A 15,136-nucleotide genomic window follows, 5' to 3' on the forward strand; every position below is an offset into this window, starting at 1 on the left:
TCACTGGCCAGGGCGGACGCGCCCCGCCAGGGGGTGGGATATTCACCCGGCCGTGCCGGTGCGGACGGCGGGGTGACGGAGAGGTTGACACGCACCCGACGGTGCAGGATGGAGGTATGGATCTTCGCATCTTCACGGAACCCCAGCAGGGGGCCGACTACGACACCCTCCTCAGGGTGGCCCGGGCCACCGAGGACCTCGGTTTCGACGCCTTCTTCCGCTCCGACCACTATCTGAGCATGGGGTCCGCCGACGGGCTGCCCGGCCCGACGGACGCCTGGATCACCCTTGCGGGCCTGGCCCGGGAGACGAAGCGGATCCGGCTGGGCACCCTGATGACGGCCGGCACCTTCCGGCTCCCCGGGGTCCTGGCCATCCAGGTGGCCCAGGTCGACCGGATGTCCGGTGGACGGATCGAACTGGGCCTGGGGGCAGGCTGGTTCGAGGAGGAGCACACGGCGTACGGCATTCCGTTCCCGAAGGAGAGGTTCGGCCGGCTGGAGGAGCAGCTGGCGATCGTCACCGGGCTGTGGGGGACCGAGGTCGGGAAGACCTTCGACCACGAGGGGAAGTTCTACCGGCTCACCGACTCGCCCGCGCTGCCCAAGCCCGCGCAGGACAGGATCCCGGTGCTCATCGGCGGGCACGGCGCGAGCCGCACGCCGCGGCTGGCCGCGCGGTACGCGGACGAGTTCAACATCCCGTTCGCGTCCCTGGAGGAGACCGAGCTCCAGTTCGGCCGGGTCCGGGCCGCCGCGGAGGCGGCCGGGCGGGCGCCGGACGACCTGGTGTACTCCAACGCGCTGGTCGTCTGCGTCGGCAAGGACGACGCCGAGGTGGCCCGCCGCGCCGCCGCCATCGGGCGGGACGTGGACGAGCTGAAGGCGAACGGCCTCGCGGGCTCGCCCGCCGAGGTCGTCGACAAGATCGGGCGGTACGCGGCGATCGGCTCCTCGCGGGTCTACCTCCAGGTCCTCGACCTGGACGACCTGGACCACCTGGAGCTGATCTCCGCGCAGGTCCAGGCGCAGCTGGGATGAGGGGACGGGCGACCCGATGAAACCGGTCCGCACGCTCGCCGAGGCCCTCCGGGCGGGGGCGGTCGTCCTCGACGGCGGTCTCTCCAACCAGCTGGAGGCGCAGGGCTGCGACCTCTCGGACGCGCTCTGGTCCGCGCGGCTCCTCGCCGACGGCCCCGAGCAGATCGAGGCGGCCCACGCGGCCTACGTACGGGCCGGCGCCCGCGTGCTCATCACCTCCAGCTACCAGGCCACCTTCCAGGGCTTCGCCCGGCGGGGCCTGGGCCGGGAGGCGGCGGCGGGGCTGCTGGGTCGGAGCGTGGAGCTCGCGCGGGCGGCGGCGGAGCGGGTAGGGGAGGAGGTCTGGGTCGCCGCGTCCGTCGGGCCCTACGGGGCGATGCTCGCGGACGGCAGCGAGTACCGGGGACGGTACGGGCTGTCGGTGCGGGAGCTGGAGGCGTTCCACCGGCCGCGGATCGAGGCGCTCGCCGCGGCGGAGCCGGACGTCCTGGCGCTGGAGACGGTCCCGGACGCGGACGAGGCGGAGGCGCTGCTGCGGGCGGCCGCGGGGTCGGGGACGCCCGTGTGGCTCTCCTACACGGTCGAGGGCGGGCGGACCCGGGCCGGGCAGGACCTGGCGGAGGCGTTCGCGGTCGCCACCGGGAACGACCAGGTCGTGGCGGTCGGCGTCAACTGCTGCGACCCGGCCGGGGTGGCGGACGCCGTGGAGCTCGCCGCGGCCGTGACCGGCGGGCCCGTCGTGGCCTACCCCAACAGCGGGGAGCGGTGGGACGCCCGGGCGCGCGGCTGGCGGGGCGACCTCGCCTTCGACCCGGCCGGGGCCGGATCCTGGGCCGCCGCGGGCGCCCGGCTCGTCGGCGGCTGCTGCCGCGTGGGGCCGGCCACGATCACGGCCGTCGCGGCGGCCCTGTCCGCCGACCGGCCGCGCTGAGGCGCGGCCCGGCGCCGGGCCGCGCCCCGGCGCCGGGGCGCGGAAAATGCCTGGTCGGCGGGGGGCCCGGGCGAACATACTCGGAAGTGTGTTCCTGACGATCAGTACAACCGGCAACCAGGAGCGACCCGCGACCGATCTCGGCTTTCTGCTGCACAAGCATCCCGAGCGGGCGCAGGCGTTCTCGACTTCGCACGGCACGGCGCACGTCCTCTACCCCGAGGCGACCGCCGAGCGGTGCACGGCTGCACTCCTCCTGGAGGTGGACCCCGTGGCGCTGGTGCGCCGCGGCAAGGGCAAGGGCCGGGGCGGCGCCCCGGACTCCGCGCTCGCCCAGTACGTGAACGACCGGCCCTACGCGGCGTCCTCGCTGCTCGCCGTCGCGCTCGCCAAGGTCTTCAAGACGGCGCTGCACGGCGTCTGCCGGACGATGCCCGAGCGGGCCGCCGCGCCGCTGCCGCTGCGCGTCGAGGTCCCCGCGCTTCCCGCGCGGGGCGGCGCGGCCCTGGTGCGGGCGTTGTTCGAGCCGCTGGGCTGGGAGACGGTGGAGGCCGAACCGGTGCCCCTGGACGCGGAGTTCCCCGAGTGGGGCGACTCCCGGTACGTGCGGCTGGTCCTGGAGGGCGAGCTGCGGCTCGCGGACGCCCTCAACCACCTGTACGTGCTGCTGCCCGTCCTCGACGACGCCAAGCACTACTGGGTCGCCCCCGACGAGGTCGACAAGCTGCTGCGCGCCGGTGACGGCTGGCTGGCCGGACACCCCGAGCGGAAGCTGATCACCGCCCGCTACCTCTCCCGCCGCTGGGGCCTGGCCCGCGAGGCGACGGAGCGGCTCGAACTGGTGCGGCTCGCCGAGGCCGAGGGCGTCGACGTCGACGAGGTCGACAACGCCGTCGACGAGACGACCGACACGGAGGAGCGGCCGGTGCCGCTCGCCGAGCGGCGCCGCGAGGCGATCCTCGCCGCGCTCGACGCGGCCGGAGCGGCCCGTGTGCTCGATCTCGGCTGCGGACAGGGGCAGTTGGTGCAGGCCCTGCTCAAGGATCCCCGGTACACCGAGGTCGTCGGCGTCGACGTGTCCGTCCGCGCCCTGACCGTCGCCGCGCGCCGCCTCCGGCTGGACCGGATGGGCGAGCGGCAGGCCGCCCGGGTGAAGCTGGTGCAGGGCTCGCTCGCGTACACCGACAAGCGGCTGACCGGCTACGACGCGGCCGTGCTCAGCGAGGTGATCGAGCACCTCGACCTGCCGAGGCTGCCGGCCCTCGCGTACGCGGTGTTCGGCTCGGCGCGGCCCCGCACGGTGCTGGTGACCACGCCGAACGTCGAGTACAACGTGCGCTGGGAGTCGCTCCCGGCCGGGCACGTCCGGCACGGCGACCACCGTTTCGAATGGACCCGCGAGGAGTTCCGCGGCTGGGCGGCCGAGGTCGCCGGGACGTACGGGTACGGCGTCGCGTTCACCCCCGTCGGCCCCGACGACCCGGACGTCGGCCCGCCCACCCAGATGGCCGTCTTCACCCGAGCCGACGACACCCCCGCCGGGGGCGCCGCGCACGCCGCCGCCCCGACCGACGAGACCTCGAAGGAGGCCACGGCATGACCCGTACCCTGCCCGTCACCGACCTGTCCCTCGTCGTGCTCGTCGGCGCCACCGGCTCCGGCAAGTCCACCTTCGCCCGGCGCCACTTCAAGCCGACCGAGATCGTCTCGTCCGACTTCTGCCGGGGGCTCGTCGCCGACGACGAGAACGACCAGTCCGCGAGCAAGGACGCCTTCGACGTCCTCCACTACATCGTGGGCAAGCGCCTGGCGGCGGGGCGGCTGACCGTCGTCGACGCCACCAACGTGCAGCAGGAGGCCCGGCGCCAGCTCGTCCAGCTGGCCAGGACCCACGACGTGCTGCCGATCGCGATCGTCCTCGACCTGCCCGAGGAGGTGTGCCGCAGCCGCAACGCCGGGCGCCCCGACCGGGCGGACATGCCCGCGCACGTCATCCCGCGCCACCGCCGCGAGCTGCGCCGCTCGCTGCGCGGCCTGGAGCGCGAGGGCTTCCGCAAGGTCCACGTCCTGCGCTCCGTCGAGGAGGTGGAGGACGCCGGGATCGTCCTGGAGCGCCGCTTCAACGACCTGCGCCACCTCACCGGCCCCTTCGACGTCATCGGCGACGTCCACGGCTGCCGCTCCGAGCTGGAGGCCCTGCTCGCGAAGCTGGGCTACGTCGACGGCCACCACCCCGAGGGGCGGACGGCGGTCTTCGTCGGCGACCTCGTCGACCGGGGCCCCGACTCGCCGGGCGTCCTGCGCCGCGTGATGGCCATGGTCGCCTCGGGCGACGCCCTGTGCGTGCCCGGAAACCACGAGAACAAGCTCGGCCGCTGGCTGAAGGGCCGGAAGGTCCAGGAGACGCACGGACTGGCCGAGACCATCGAGCAGCTGGCGGGCGAGAGCGAGGCGTTCCGCGCCGAGGTCGCGGAGTTCATCGACGGGCTCGTCAGCCACTACGTCCTCGACGGCGGCAACCTCGTCGTCTGCCACGCGGGCCTGCCGGAGAAGTACCACGGCCGCACCTCGGGCCGGGTCCGCTCGCACGCGCTGTACGGGGACACCACCGGCGAGACCGACGAGTTCGGGCTGCCGGTGCGCTACCCGTGGGCCGAGGAGTACCGGGGCCGCGCCACCGTCGTCTACGGGCACACGCCCGTGCCGAACACCTCCTGGGTCAACAACACCCTCTGCCTCGACACCGGCGCCGTGTTCGGCGGGAGGATGACCGCGCTGCGCTGGCCGGAGCGCGAACTCGTCGACGTACCGGCCGAGCGGGTCTGGTACGAGCCGGCCCGGCCGCTCGCGACCGAGGCGCCCGGCGGGCACCAGGGACGCCCCCTGGACCTGGCCGACGTGCAGGGCCGGCGGATCGTGGAGACCCGGCAGCTCGGCAACGTCGCCGTACGGGAGGAGAACGCGGCGGCGGCCCTGGAGGTCATGAGCCGCTTCGCCGTCGACCCCCGGCTGCTCGCCTACCTGCCGCCGACGATGGCACCGACCGCCGCCTCGCGCGCCGAGGGGTACCTGGAGCACCCGGCCGAGGCCTTCGCCCAGTACCGGGCGGACGGCGTCGAACGGGTCGTGTGCGAGGAGAAGCACATGGGCTCCCGGGCGGTCGCCCTGGTCTGCCGCGACGAGGAGGCGGCCCGCGAGCGCTTCGGCGTCACCGGGGTGACCGGCGCGCTGCACACCCGTACCGGACGGCCGTTCTTCGACGACGGGGCCGTCACCGAGGAGGTGCTCGGCCGACTGCGGACCGCGATCGGCGCCGCCGGGCTCTGGGAGGAGCTCGACACCGACTGGCTGCTGCTCGACGGCGAGCTGATGCCGTGGTCGCTCAAGTCGACCGGGCTGCTGCGCGCGCAGTACGCGGCGGTCGGCGCGGCCTCCGGCGCCGTGTTCCCCGGGGCGGTCGACGCCCTGGAGCGGGCGGTGGGCCGCGGGGTCGAGGGGATCGACGGGCTGCTCGCCCGGCAGCGGGAACGGGCCGTGGACGCGGCGGCGTTCACGGAGGCGTACCGCAGGTACTGCTGGCCGACCGAGGGCCTGGACGGGGTGCGCTTCGCGCCGTTCCAGCTCCTGGCGGCACGCGGCCGCTCGCTCGCCGCCGTCCCGCACGACACGCAGCTCGCCTGGCTCGACCGGCTGGTGGAGCACGACCCGACCGGGCTGCTCCAGGTCACCCGCAGGCTCGTCGTCGACACCGGCGACGAGGCCTCGGTCCGGGCCGGCACCGACTGGTGGCTCGACCTGACCGGCGCCGGCGGCGAGGGCATGGTCGTCAAGCCGCTGGCGGCGCTCGTCCGCGACGCCAAGGGCCGGCTCGGCCAGCCGGGCGTCAAGGTGCGCGGCCGGGAGTACCTGCGGATCATCTACGGCCCCGAGTACACCCGGCCGGAGAACCTGGAGCGGCTGCGGCAGCGCTTCCTCGGCCACAAGCGGTCGCTGGCGCTGCGCGAGTACGCCCTCGGCCTGGAGGCCCTCGACCGGCTCGCGGACGGGGAGCCGCTCTGGCGGGTCCACGAGGCCGTCTTCGCGGTCCTCGCACTGGAGTCCGAGCCGGTCGACCCCAGGCTCTGACCTGGTCGCGGACGGGGGGCGCAGGGGCACCGGGAACGGCGCTCCCCTGCGCCCCTCGTGCTCGTTGACGCGTTTCTTCCGCACCCTCTAGCGTTCTTCACCCCGCGACGTGACACAGCGTCAACTCTGTGGCAGAGATGGTCACATGAGGTGGGAACAAGCGCGCGAAAGAAGCCGGACGGCCATCGGTGGCCGGTCTTCCCCGGAAGGCCGGCGGACGGTACGGGGGGTGAGCGGGCCATGAGTCTCTTCGGCCAGGACCGCTCCTTCCTCCACGCCCTGCCGGCGGCCGACCGGCGGATCCTGCTCGCCGAAGGCGCCCGGCGCGTCTACGAGCCCGGGGAGGTGATGATCCGCGAACGCGACACCAGCGCCTACGTCCTCGCGCTGCTCTCCGGCTGGTCCGTCGTCTCCGTCGGCACCGAGCGCGGGGCCCGGCTCATCCTCGCCCTGCGCGGCGCCGGCGAGGTCGTCGGCGACCTCGCCGCCGTCGACCTGCGCCCACGCAGCGCCAGCGTCACCGCGCTCGGCACCGTCGAGGCGGTGGCCGTCTCCGGCGACCGCTTCCGGCGCTTCCTCGCCGCCCGGCCCCACGCCACCGCGCTGATCATGCGGCAGCTCGCCACCCGGCTCCGCAGCGCCGACGTCGAACGCCGGTCGCTCGCCTCCGAGACCGTCCTCCAGCGCCTCGCGGCCCGGCTCGTCGAACTCGCCGAGCGCGCGGGCCGGCGCGGCGACGCCGGGACCGTACTCGAACTCCCGCTGCCCCAGCACGACCTGGCCGCCGCCATCGGCGCCACCCGGGAGGCGGTGGCCAAGGCGCTGCGCCTGCTGCGGGAGCAGGACGTCGTCCGCACCGCGCACCGCACCGTCGTCGTCCTCGACATGCGGGTCCTCGTGCTGCTCGCCGAGGGGCGTGCGCGCCCCGGCGCGGGACGGGCGGGCGAATCTCCGCCGGATGTGTAAACGGCTACATCGCCGGTCGCGGAACGCGACCACTCTGGACATGCGCCACCGACACCGAACCGAGGAACGGCACCACCGAACCGAACAGCGGGACCACGGCACCGAACAGCGGGACCACGGCACCGAAGCGGCGCCACGGCACCGAAGCGGCACCACGGCATCGAGCGGCACCAGGCATCACACAGGGAGTCCGAGTGGGCAGTGCGGGAGCGAGCGGGGTGGCGGGCGGGATCCACCGGTTCGTCGTCTTCGGCGACATCGTGGGTTCCGGGGCCATGGACATGGCCGAGAAGGAGCTGCACCGCGCCGCGATGTACAGCGCTTTCGACGAGGCGTACAGCTCCGTGGGCGTCGAGCCCGGCACCTTCCACCAGGAGGACCGGGGCGACGGCATCCTCGCCGCCCTGCGCCCCGACGTGCCGCCGACCCTCATGGTCGGGCGGTGGATCGACACCCTCTACGAGAGCCTGCGCGAGCACAACACCGGCCGGAGCCGGCGGCTGCGGATGCGGATCGGCATGAACGCGGGCCTCGTCGTCCAGGACCGGCACGGGCTCGTCGGACGGGCGGTGGACCTCGCCGCCCGGCTCTGCGACAGTCCCCCGGCCAAGCGGCTCATGACCGAGGCGCCCGAGGTCGACCTGCTCGTCGTGGTCTCCGACTGGCTGTACGAGAACGTGGTCGCCCTCGGCGGCCGCTACGTGGAACCGGACCACTACCGCCAGGTCCGCGTCCGGTCCAAGGAGACCGACGAGGCCGCCTGGTTCCACGTGCCGCGCAGGACCGCGCCGCCGCTCGCCGGCATCGGCGCCGAGGGGGAGCCGGCGCCCGAGGGGGAGCGGGCGCCGGCGGGGGGTTCACGGACCGGCGTTGGGCCGTCGCGGGGGGACGGCCCAACGCCCCGGAACGGGATCGGGAACCGTACGTACACCGTCGGGGGCGACCTGCTCGACGTCCACGGCAACACGATCCACGGCGACTTCACCGGCATCCGCAAGTCGGCTGGGGCGGGTGAGCCGGAGTGAGCGACCAGGACGACGGCGAGTCCCGGAACGAACCCCAGGACCCCGGCCGCGCCGCCGACGACCGGGCGGGCGGGCACGAACGGGGCTCGGACCGGGGCTCCGACCGGGGACCCGGCCGAGGCGCGGACCGCGGCGGCGGCAGGGGCGGCGACCGGGGACCCGGCCGAGGGGCGGACCGGGGAGCCGGCCGGGGGGACCGCGACGCCGACCGGGCCGACCGGGGCGACGGGACCGGGGACCAGCCGCGCGAACCCAGCGTCTTCGCGTCCGCCGACCGCGGCCCCCTCGGCGGCGAGAGCGGCACCGGCGGCGCCGCCACCGCACGCCGGGCCGTCCGCACCCTGACGGGCGGCCCCGGCGACCGGCACACCACCATCCACGGCGACGGCACCATCTACGAGGGCCCCCAGGTCCTCGCCCTGTACGGCCCCGACCGCGCGCCGCACTTCGTCCAGGGCCCCGTCCCGCCCGAGACCCTCGCCCACCTCGGCCGGGTGTACTGCGAGACCGCCGGCTACCAGCGGATGAAGGACCGGCTCCGCGACCACCGGGTCCTCGTCCTGTGCGGCGAACCCGGCAGCGGCCGGCAGGCCACCGCGCTCGCCCTCCTCGACGAACTCACCCACGGGAAGGTCTTCCGCCTCGACCCGCGCCACGGCGTCGACGAGATCACGGAAGAGGCCGTCGAGGACGGCGGCGGGCACCTCCTGGAGCTGCTCACGGAGGACCTCGGGGCCGAGGGAGAGCCCCGGCACCCCCGCTCGGGCCCCGGCGACCGGGCGGCCGGAGCGCCCCGGCCCGCCACCCGCCTCTCCGAACTGCACCTGGACCGCTTCGGCGACCTGCTGCGCGGCCGGAACGCGTACGGCGTCGTCCTCGTCGAGAACGGCGAGCTCGCCGACCGGCTCCTGCGCGGCCGCTACGGGGCCTACTGCGCCCCGCCGCCCGCCGACGAGGTCCTCCACCGCCACCTGCGGCTCCAGCTGAACGGCGAGGCCCTCGACACCGCGCGGGCCCTCGCCCGGCGCCCCGACGTCGTCGACGCCCTCGGCCTGGAGGCGCTGCGGCCGCGCGAGGCCGCCCGGCTCGCCGACCACCTCGGCCGCCACTGGCGCGGCGAGCTCGACGACGGGCAACTCCTCGCGGACTGCGCCACGTTCGTGACCGCACAGGCCCGGGAGTGGTTCGCGGGCGCCGACCGGCCCGGCACCCTCCCCGAGGCCCTGCCGACCCTGAACGCCGGAGCCTTCCGCATCGCCGTCGCCGTCTTCGACGGCTCCGCCTACAGCCTGGCCGCCGAGGCCGCCGAGCTCCTCGCCTGGGAACTCGCCGTCACCCTCGATCCCGAACACGCCCCGGGAAGAAGGTTGTTCGGGACGCACGCCGAGCACCGGCCGGTGCTCGCGCGGGCGGTCCTGGAGGACGGCGAACTGGACCTGGGCCCGGCCAAGGTGCCGGTGCGGGCCGTCCGCTTCCAGGGCGGCGGGCTCGCCGGCGCCGTCCTCGGAGAGGTCTGGCACGGCTACCACAACGTCCGCGGCCCGGTGGCCCGCTGGCTGCGCTCGCTCTGCGACGACCCGCGGTCCGAGGTGTGGGTGCGGGCCTCCATCGCCGCGGGCGTGCTGTGCTCCTGGGACTGGATCCACGGCTTCCGCGAGCTGATCGCGCCCCTCGCCGCCACGGACGAACCCGTCGCCCGCATGGCCGCCGCGACCGCCCTCGCCGAGTCCGCCCGCGACCCGCGCGTCCGCCCGGCCGTCGCCGACGTGCTCAAGGAATGGGCGGCGTCCGACCAGGACACGCTCGTCGGGACCGCCCTGCTCGCCCACGGCTACGTCCTGGCGGCCGGGGACGTGCCCGGCTCGCTCGACGCCCTCGCCCGGGTCGTCAGGGCCCGCGAGGCGGGCGACACCGACGTCCTCGTGCACGCCGCCTTCAGCGCCGCCCGGCTGCTCGCCTCCGGCGAACCCGAACCCGTACTCCTGCGGCTGCGCCAGTGGCTCGACGACGGCCGGCTCGGCCTCGCCAACCTGGTCCTCCTCACCGTCATCCGCACGCTGAACACCCGGACCACGCACCTGTGGGGACTGCGGGACGTGCCCGAGCTCGACCCGCACGCGGCACGGCCGCTGCTCGTCGCGCTCCTCGCCACCCGGCCCGGCCTCGCGCCCGACCTGGCGCGGCTGCTGCGGCACACCCTCGCCACGGCGCGCTCCGGCGAGGTGGCCCTCGAAGCGCTCGGCGGCCTGCTCCGGCGGGCCGCGAAGGACCCGGAGGCGCTCCGGCACGTCTGCGGCTTCCTCCCGCTCCTCGCGGTGGAACGCCGCGACCGCGACCGCCTCCGGGGACTGCTGAACGAACTCGTCCGGGACCGCGACCGGCCCCTGGACCGACGAGCGGCGCGGCGGATGTGGGACGCCGTCACGGAAGGAGCCAACCGATGACCGGGCCCGAGCAGAACGGGAACGCACGGCCGGACGACCGGGCGCGCCGGGACGGGCGGGACCCCGGCGGACCCGGCCCGGACGGCCGGGGACCGGACCGCCAGGGCCCCGACGGGCGGGCGCGGCAGCGGTACGACGACGGCGCACAGGACCGGGGGCAGGCCCGGCCGCAGGGCCGCGAGCGGGAGCCGTGGAACGCCGACGCGTCCGGACGGCCGCGCGGCCCGCTGCTGCGGGAGTACGCGCCCCCCTACCGCCGCCGCAGCGGCCGGATCGCCGCCGTGCTGCTCTACCGCAACGGCGGTCACCGCGTGGTCTGGCCGGACCGCAAGGAAGACGTCAACAAGCCCCTGCTCGGCTCCCCGTACACCGTCTTCGAGGTGCAACTCGGTCGGAACACGACCGAGTTCAGGCTCCAGCTGCCCGCCTCGGGTGACGGCGTGTTCTTCGAGGCCGTCGCCCGCATCCAGTGGATGGTGACCGACCCGCACCTCGTCGTCCGGGAACAGGTCGAGGACGTCGCCGAGCTGCTCCACGACGAACTGCTCGACGGGCTGCGCCGGTTGTCCCGGCGGTTCCGGATCACCGACGCGCAGCGCGCCGACGAGGCGGTGCGCGAGGCGCTGACCACCGGCCGCCTCAGCTTCGGCAGGGACATCGGGCTGCGGACCAGGGTCCACGTCTTCATCGACCTGGAGGAGTCGGTCAAGGCCGAGGTCCAGCGGCGGGACCGGATCGACATCACCATGGAGGCCGACGCGCGCGAGGCCGAGGCGGTGCGCCGCAAGGACGCGGCCGAGCGGGTGCTCATCGCCGACCGCGCCCGCGAGATCGAGGCCCTCTTCCGGCGCGGCGACCTGGCCCAGATCGCCCACCACATGGCGGTCCACCCCGACAAGCAGTGGGAGATCCGCAACCAGCTCCAACAGGAGCGCCGCCAGGGCCAGGAGGACTACCTCGCCGTCTTCACCCAGCTCCTGGACACCGGCGTCCTCGAACGCCACGACATCGGCGAGCAGATGTACCAGGTGCTGATGTACCTGCGCTCCCAGACCGGCACCATCGTCGGCGGCATCACGGACCGCGTCCTCAACCCCTCCGGCTCCGCCGGTCCGCGGTCCCCGCGCGCCATCGAGGAAGGGCACCCCGAACCCGGCCGCCCCGACTGGGACGACGACGCCCCGGGAGGGGCGGCCCACCGCGAGCGGGGTGACGCCCCTCCCGCGCCCCGGGTCTACGAGCCGACCCGCGTCGAGTCCGGCTCGGACCGCGAGCGCGACCGGAGGGGCGGGCGGGGGGAGCCGGGCGAGCGGGAGTGGGACCGCGGCCACGACCGGTACGAGCGCTACGACCGGTACGACCGCGACGACCCGTACGACCGCGAGCGCCCCGACCGGGAACGGGGCACCTCCCGGCCCACCCGCCCCGCCCGGCCCAGTGCCGAGTTCGACGACTGGGACGACGCGTGACGCCCCCGACCGGCGCCCCGGACGAGACGCCGGCGCCGAGCCGTGCGCCGCTGCCGGACCGGACGCCGGGCCCGACGCCGGTGCCGGACCGTACGCCGGTGCCGGACCGTACGCCGGGCCCGGACCGTACGTCGACCACCCCTCCCGGACCCGGAGCCGGACCCGGACCCGGACCCGGAGCCGGACCCGCGCCCGGACCCGCCCCCACCCCGCCCGAAGAGCTCCGCTTCATGGCCGAGCGGCTCCTCGCCACCGTCCGCGAGGACATCGGGCGGGCCGACACGAAGGCCGCGATCCTGCTCTCCGGAGCGCTCGCCTTCCTCGCGGTGGTGTTCTCGGGGGACCGAAGACCGCTGCCCGAGGCAGGCGCGGGGCTCGCGTTCCTACTGGTGGCGGGGGTGCTGTGGACGGCGGGGGTGCTGATGCTCGTCTCGGTGGTGCTGCCCCGGACCCGGATCGGGGCGGACCGCACGCTGCTGCGCGAGCTGACGGCCGGCCCGTCGGAGCCGGTGCTGCGGGAGCGGCTCACCGCCTCGGGGGCGGACGCGACCGGCTGGCTCCTCGAACAGGCCAGCGTGCACGGGCTCGTGCTCGCGGCGAAGTACCGGTGGCTGCGCCTGGGCGTGTGCGCGCTCGCGCTCGGCGCCCTCCTGGCCCTCTTCAGCGAACTGTGGTGAGACAGAAGATGCAGTGGACCGACAAGGGGAGCGCCCTGCTCCTCGCCGGGGCGCTCCTCGCGCTCTCCCCGTTCACCGCGGTCCCCGCCTCGGGAGCCGGCGCGGCCCCCGGCGCCCTCCGGGCGGCGCGGTCGGCCGCCGAGCCCTCCGACGGCCCCGAGCCGATCGACTTCGCCGTCGTCGTGGACCAGTCGAAGAGCCTGGCGGACAAGGACCTGGCCCGGGAGACCGAGGCGGCCGCACTGCTGAGCCAGGGCGAGATATCGGAGCGCTCCCGGGCGGCGGTGATCGGCTTCGGCAGTTCGGAGAAGGCCGGCCAGTCGCCCGTGAGCGAGGTGTGCCCGCTCACCGTCGCCGACGCGGCCGGCCGCGAGCGGCTCAGCGACTGCGTGCAGCGGCTGGGCCGCCGCGACGAGACGAAGATGGGCCCGGGCACCGACTTCCCGGCGGCGATCCGCCAGGCCGTCAGCCGACTGACGCAGGGCGGCGACGGGGCGGGGGCGAAGACGCCGGCCGTCCCCAAGGTCGTGTTCCTGCTGACCGACGGCAAGCTGGACGTCGCGGACAGCCCCGAGTACGGCACCGACCGCGACAGCCGCCAGGCCAACGGGCAGCGGAGGCTCACCGAGGAGCTCGCCCGGGCGCGGGCCGCCGGCGTGCAGATCTGGCCGCTCGGCTTCGGCAGCGCCATCGACCGGGCCGCGCTCACCGCGATGGCCGACGGCGGCTACCGGGGCGCCTGCTCCGACGTCCCCGGCTCCGCCCCGCGCATGCGGGTCGTCGGCACGTCCGCCGAGATCGACACGGCGCTCCAGGAGACCTTCGCCGCCGCCCGCTGCGCCCGCATCGCGCACGGCACCGCGGGGAAGCCGCCCGCCGACCTGACCGTCACCATCCCGCCGATCGCGACCGACGGCTCCCTGACGGTCTCCAAGCACGACCCGAAGGTGAGGGTGACGTACTTCGACCCGGCGGGCCGCAAGGTGCCCGCCCGGGGCGAGTTCGACGGTTCGCTGTTCGAGGTGAGCGGGCAGGACGGCCCGGTCGAGGCGCTGCGCGTGAAGAACCCGCTGCCCGGCCGCTGGCGCGTGCACGTCGAGGCACCGGAGGGCCACCGCGACCGCGAGGTCGCCGTCCGCGCCATCTGGCAGGGCCGTCTCCGCTCCGACGTCACCCTCGACCCGGCCTCGCCCCGCGCCGGCGAGGAGATCACCGTGCAGGCCCGGATGCAGACCAGGCGCGGGGTCGTCATCTCCGACCCCCGGCAGCTGGCGGGGCTCGCCGTCACCGCCGAGATGAGCGGCGCGGGCTTCCCGCCCGTCACGTTCCGGCTCGCCGACGACGGCCGGGCGCCCGACCGCAAGGCCGGCGACGTCCGCTTCACCGGCCGCCTCACCGTGCCCGCCGGCGCGACCGGCGACCTGAAGTTCGTCACCCGCATGGCCGCCCCCGGCATCACCTCCGACCTGCGCCCGCTGTACGCCCGGGTCGCCGAGGGGCCGCGGCCCGTGATCGCCGGGCTCGCCGTCGACCAGGCCACCGTGCACCCCGGGGGCACCGTCCGCGGCACCCTCGACATCACCAACGAGGACTCCGCCCCGCACACCCTGCGCCTCGCCCTGAAGGACGTGACGCCCGGAACCGAGCTCGCCCTCGCCCCGACGACCGTCACGGCGCCGCCGGGCGGCAGCACCAGGGTCCCCTTCACGGTCACCCTCGGCGGATCCACGCCCCTCGGCGAACTGGGCGGCCAGGTCACGGTCGTGGACACCGACGGCGACGTCGCCCTCGACTCCGACTACCTGGACGCCCGGGTCGTGGCGCCGCCGACCTGGTGGGACCGCTGGTGGAAGGAGGCGGCCGCCGGCGCCGGCGCACTGCTGCTGCTCGCCGCCCTCGCGGCCGTCCGGCTCGCCGCCCGGCGCCGCCGCCGCGACCTCACCGGCCTCACCCTCGAACTCGGCCACGAGGAGAGGATCCTCTACGCGCTGGCGATCCGGCGCGGCCAGAGCCCCGGCGGCGTGTTCGCCTTCACCGTCGACGAGCCGTACGGCGCCCCGCCCACCCTCCGCCGGATCCGCGGCGGCACCGCCTCCGCCTCCCACGTCCTGCGCCGCACCGGCGGCGGCGAACTGCTCCTCCGCCCCCGCGGCGGCCCGCAGGTCCCCGTCAGGACGGGCGAGCCGATCTCCCTCGGCGACCACGAACTCGTCGTCCGCGGCGGGCGCGCGGAACCGCGCCGCACCCGCGACCTCCCGTGGTCCCGCCGCCCCCGGCGCCCCCGCGGGCCCGGCACCGGAGCGGGGCCCGGCGGCGGCTCGGGACGGCGCGGGGGTACGGAGCCGGGCACCGGCTTCGACGCCGGCGGTACGGGAGCGGGCGGCGGCTTCGACGCCGGCGCGGGATCCGGCGGGGCCGCACCCGGCGCGGGCGCGTACGACGAGAACTTCTGAACGGGT

Annotated in this window: 10 protein-coding genes; all 10 read left to right on the forward strand. The window is 75.7% G+C overall.

The window, feature by feature from the left end; genetic code table 11:
* Window positions 1–116 precede the first annotated feature (116 nt).
* The 10 genes from ACIQFX_RS27100 (at window position 117) to ACIQFX_RS27145 (ending at window position 15,130) form a co-directional block, all read left to right on the forward strand.
* Window positions 117–1,040 carry an LLM class F420-dependent oxidoreductase gene (locus ACIQFX_RS27100; RefSeq protein WP_402468375.1) on the forward strand — a complete coding sequence of 308 codons (924 nt, stop codon included), beginning with the start codon at window positions 117–119 and terminating at the stop codon, window positions 1,038–1,040.
* Window positions 1,041–1,056: 16 nt separating this feature from the next.
* A complete protein-coding gene (gene mmuM / locus ACIQFX_RS27105) occupies window positions 1,057–1,971 on the forward strand; it encodes a homocysteine S-methyltransferase (protein ID WP_402468377.1) in 915 nt (304 codons plus the stop codon).
* Between the two features lie 88 nt (window positions 1,972–2,059).
* Window positions 2,060–3,571, forward strand: a complete 1,512-nt coding sequence (locus tag ACIQFX_RS27110) for a 3' terminal RNA ribose 2'-O-methyltransferase Hen1 (RefSeq protein ID WP_402468380.1) — start codon at window positions 2,060–2,062, stop codon at window positions 3,569–3,571.
* The gene (locus tag ACIQFX_RS27115) at window positions 3,568–6,096 is read left to right on the forward strand and encodes a polynucleotide kinase-phosphatase (protein ID WP_402468383.1); all 2,529 of its coding nucleotides are present in this window, start codon (window positions 3,568–3,570) and stop codon (window positions 6,094–6,096) included. The genes ACIQFX_RS27110 and ACIQFX_RS27115 overlap by 4 nt, the downstream gene beginning before the upstream one ends.
* Before the next feature lie 240 nt (window positions 6,097–6,336).
* A complete protein-coding gene (locus tag ACIQFX_RS27120; protein ID WP_402468386.1) occupies window positions 6,337–7,062 on the forward strand; it encodes a Crp/Fnr family transcriptional regulator in 726 nt (241 codons plus the stop codon).
* 194 nt (window positions 7,063–7,256) lie between these two features.
* Window positions 7,257–8,087: a hypothetical protein gene (locus ACIQFX_RS27125; protein ID WP_402468388.1), complete on the forward strand. Its 831-nt coding sequence runs from the start codon at window positions 7,257–7,259 to the stop codon at window positions 8,085–8,087.
* Window positions 8,084–10,531: a hypothetical protein gene (locus tag ACIQFX_RS27130; protein ID WP_402468391.1), complete on the forward strand. Its 2,448-nt coding sequence runs from the start codon at window positions 8,084–8,086 to the stop codon at window positions 10,529–10,531. The genes ACIQFX_RS27125 and ACIQFX_RS27130 overlap by 4 nt, the downstream gene beginning before the upstream one ends.
* Window positions 10,528–12,000, forward strand: coding sequence for a hypothetical protein (locus tag ACIQFX_RS27135; RefSeq protein WP_402468394.1), 1,473 nt, complete (start codon window positions 10,528–10,530; stop codon window positions 11,998–12,000). The genes ACIQFX_RS27130 and ACIQFX_RS27135 overlap by 4 nt, the downstream gene beginning before the upstream one ends.
* Before the next feature lie 230 nt (window positions 12,001–12,230).
* The gene (locus ACIQFX_RS27140) at window positions 12,231–12,677 is read left to right on the forward strand and encodes a Pycsar system effector family protein (protein ID WP_402468397.1); all 447 of its coding nucleotides are present in this window, start codon (window positions 12,231–12,233) and stop codon (window positions 12,675–12,677) included.
* The gene (locus tag ACIQFX_RS27145; RefSeq protein WP_402468400.1) at window positions 12,674–15,130 is read left to right on the forward strand and encodes a VWA domain-containing protein; all 2,457 of its coding nucleotides are present in this window, start codon (window positions 12,674–12,676) and stop codon (window positions 15,128–15,130) included. Before ACIQFX_RS27140 ends, ACIQFX_RS27145 begins: the two co-directional genes overlap by 4 nt.
* Window positions 15,131–15,136: the final 6 nt, after the last annotated feature.

The organism is Streptomyces sp. NPDC093089, from assembly GCF_044754405.1.
In the GTDB taxonomy this organism is placed as follows: domain Bacteria; phylum Actinomycetota; class Actinomycetes; order Streptomycetales; family Streptomycetaceae; genus Streptomyces.

Coding starts and splice junctions, on each gene's coding strand:
- ACIQFX_RS27100 (WP_402468375.1), top strand. CDS start 117: ATGGATCTTCGCATCTTCACGGAACCCCAGCAGGGGGCCGACTACGAC.
- mmuM (WP_402468377.1), top strand. CDS start 1,057: ATGAAACCGGTCCGCACGCTCGCCGAGGCCCTCCGGGCGGGGGCGGTC.
- ACIQFX_RS27115 (WP_402468383.1), top strand. CDS start 3,568: ATGACCCGTACCCTGCCCGTCACCGACCTGTCCCTCGTCGTGCTCGTC.
- ACIQFX_RS27120 (WP_402468386.1), top strand. CDS start 6,337: ATGAGTCTCTTCGGCCAGGACCGCTCCTTCCTCCACGCCCTGCCGGCG.
- ACIQFX_RS27135 (WP_402468394.1), top strand. CDS start 10,528: ATGACCGGGCCCGAGCAGAACGGGAACGCACGGCCGGACGACCGGGCG.
- ACIQFX_RS27140 (WP_402468397.1), top strand. CDS start 12,231: ATGGCCGAGCGGCTCCTCGCCACCGTCCGCGAGGACATCGGGCGGGCC.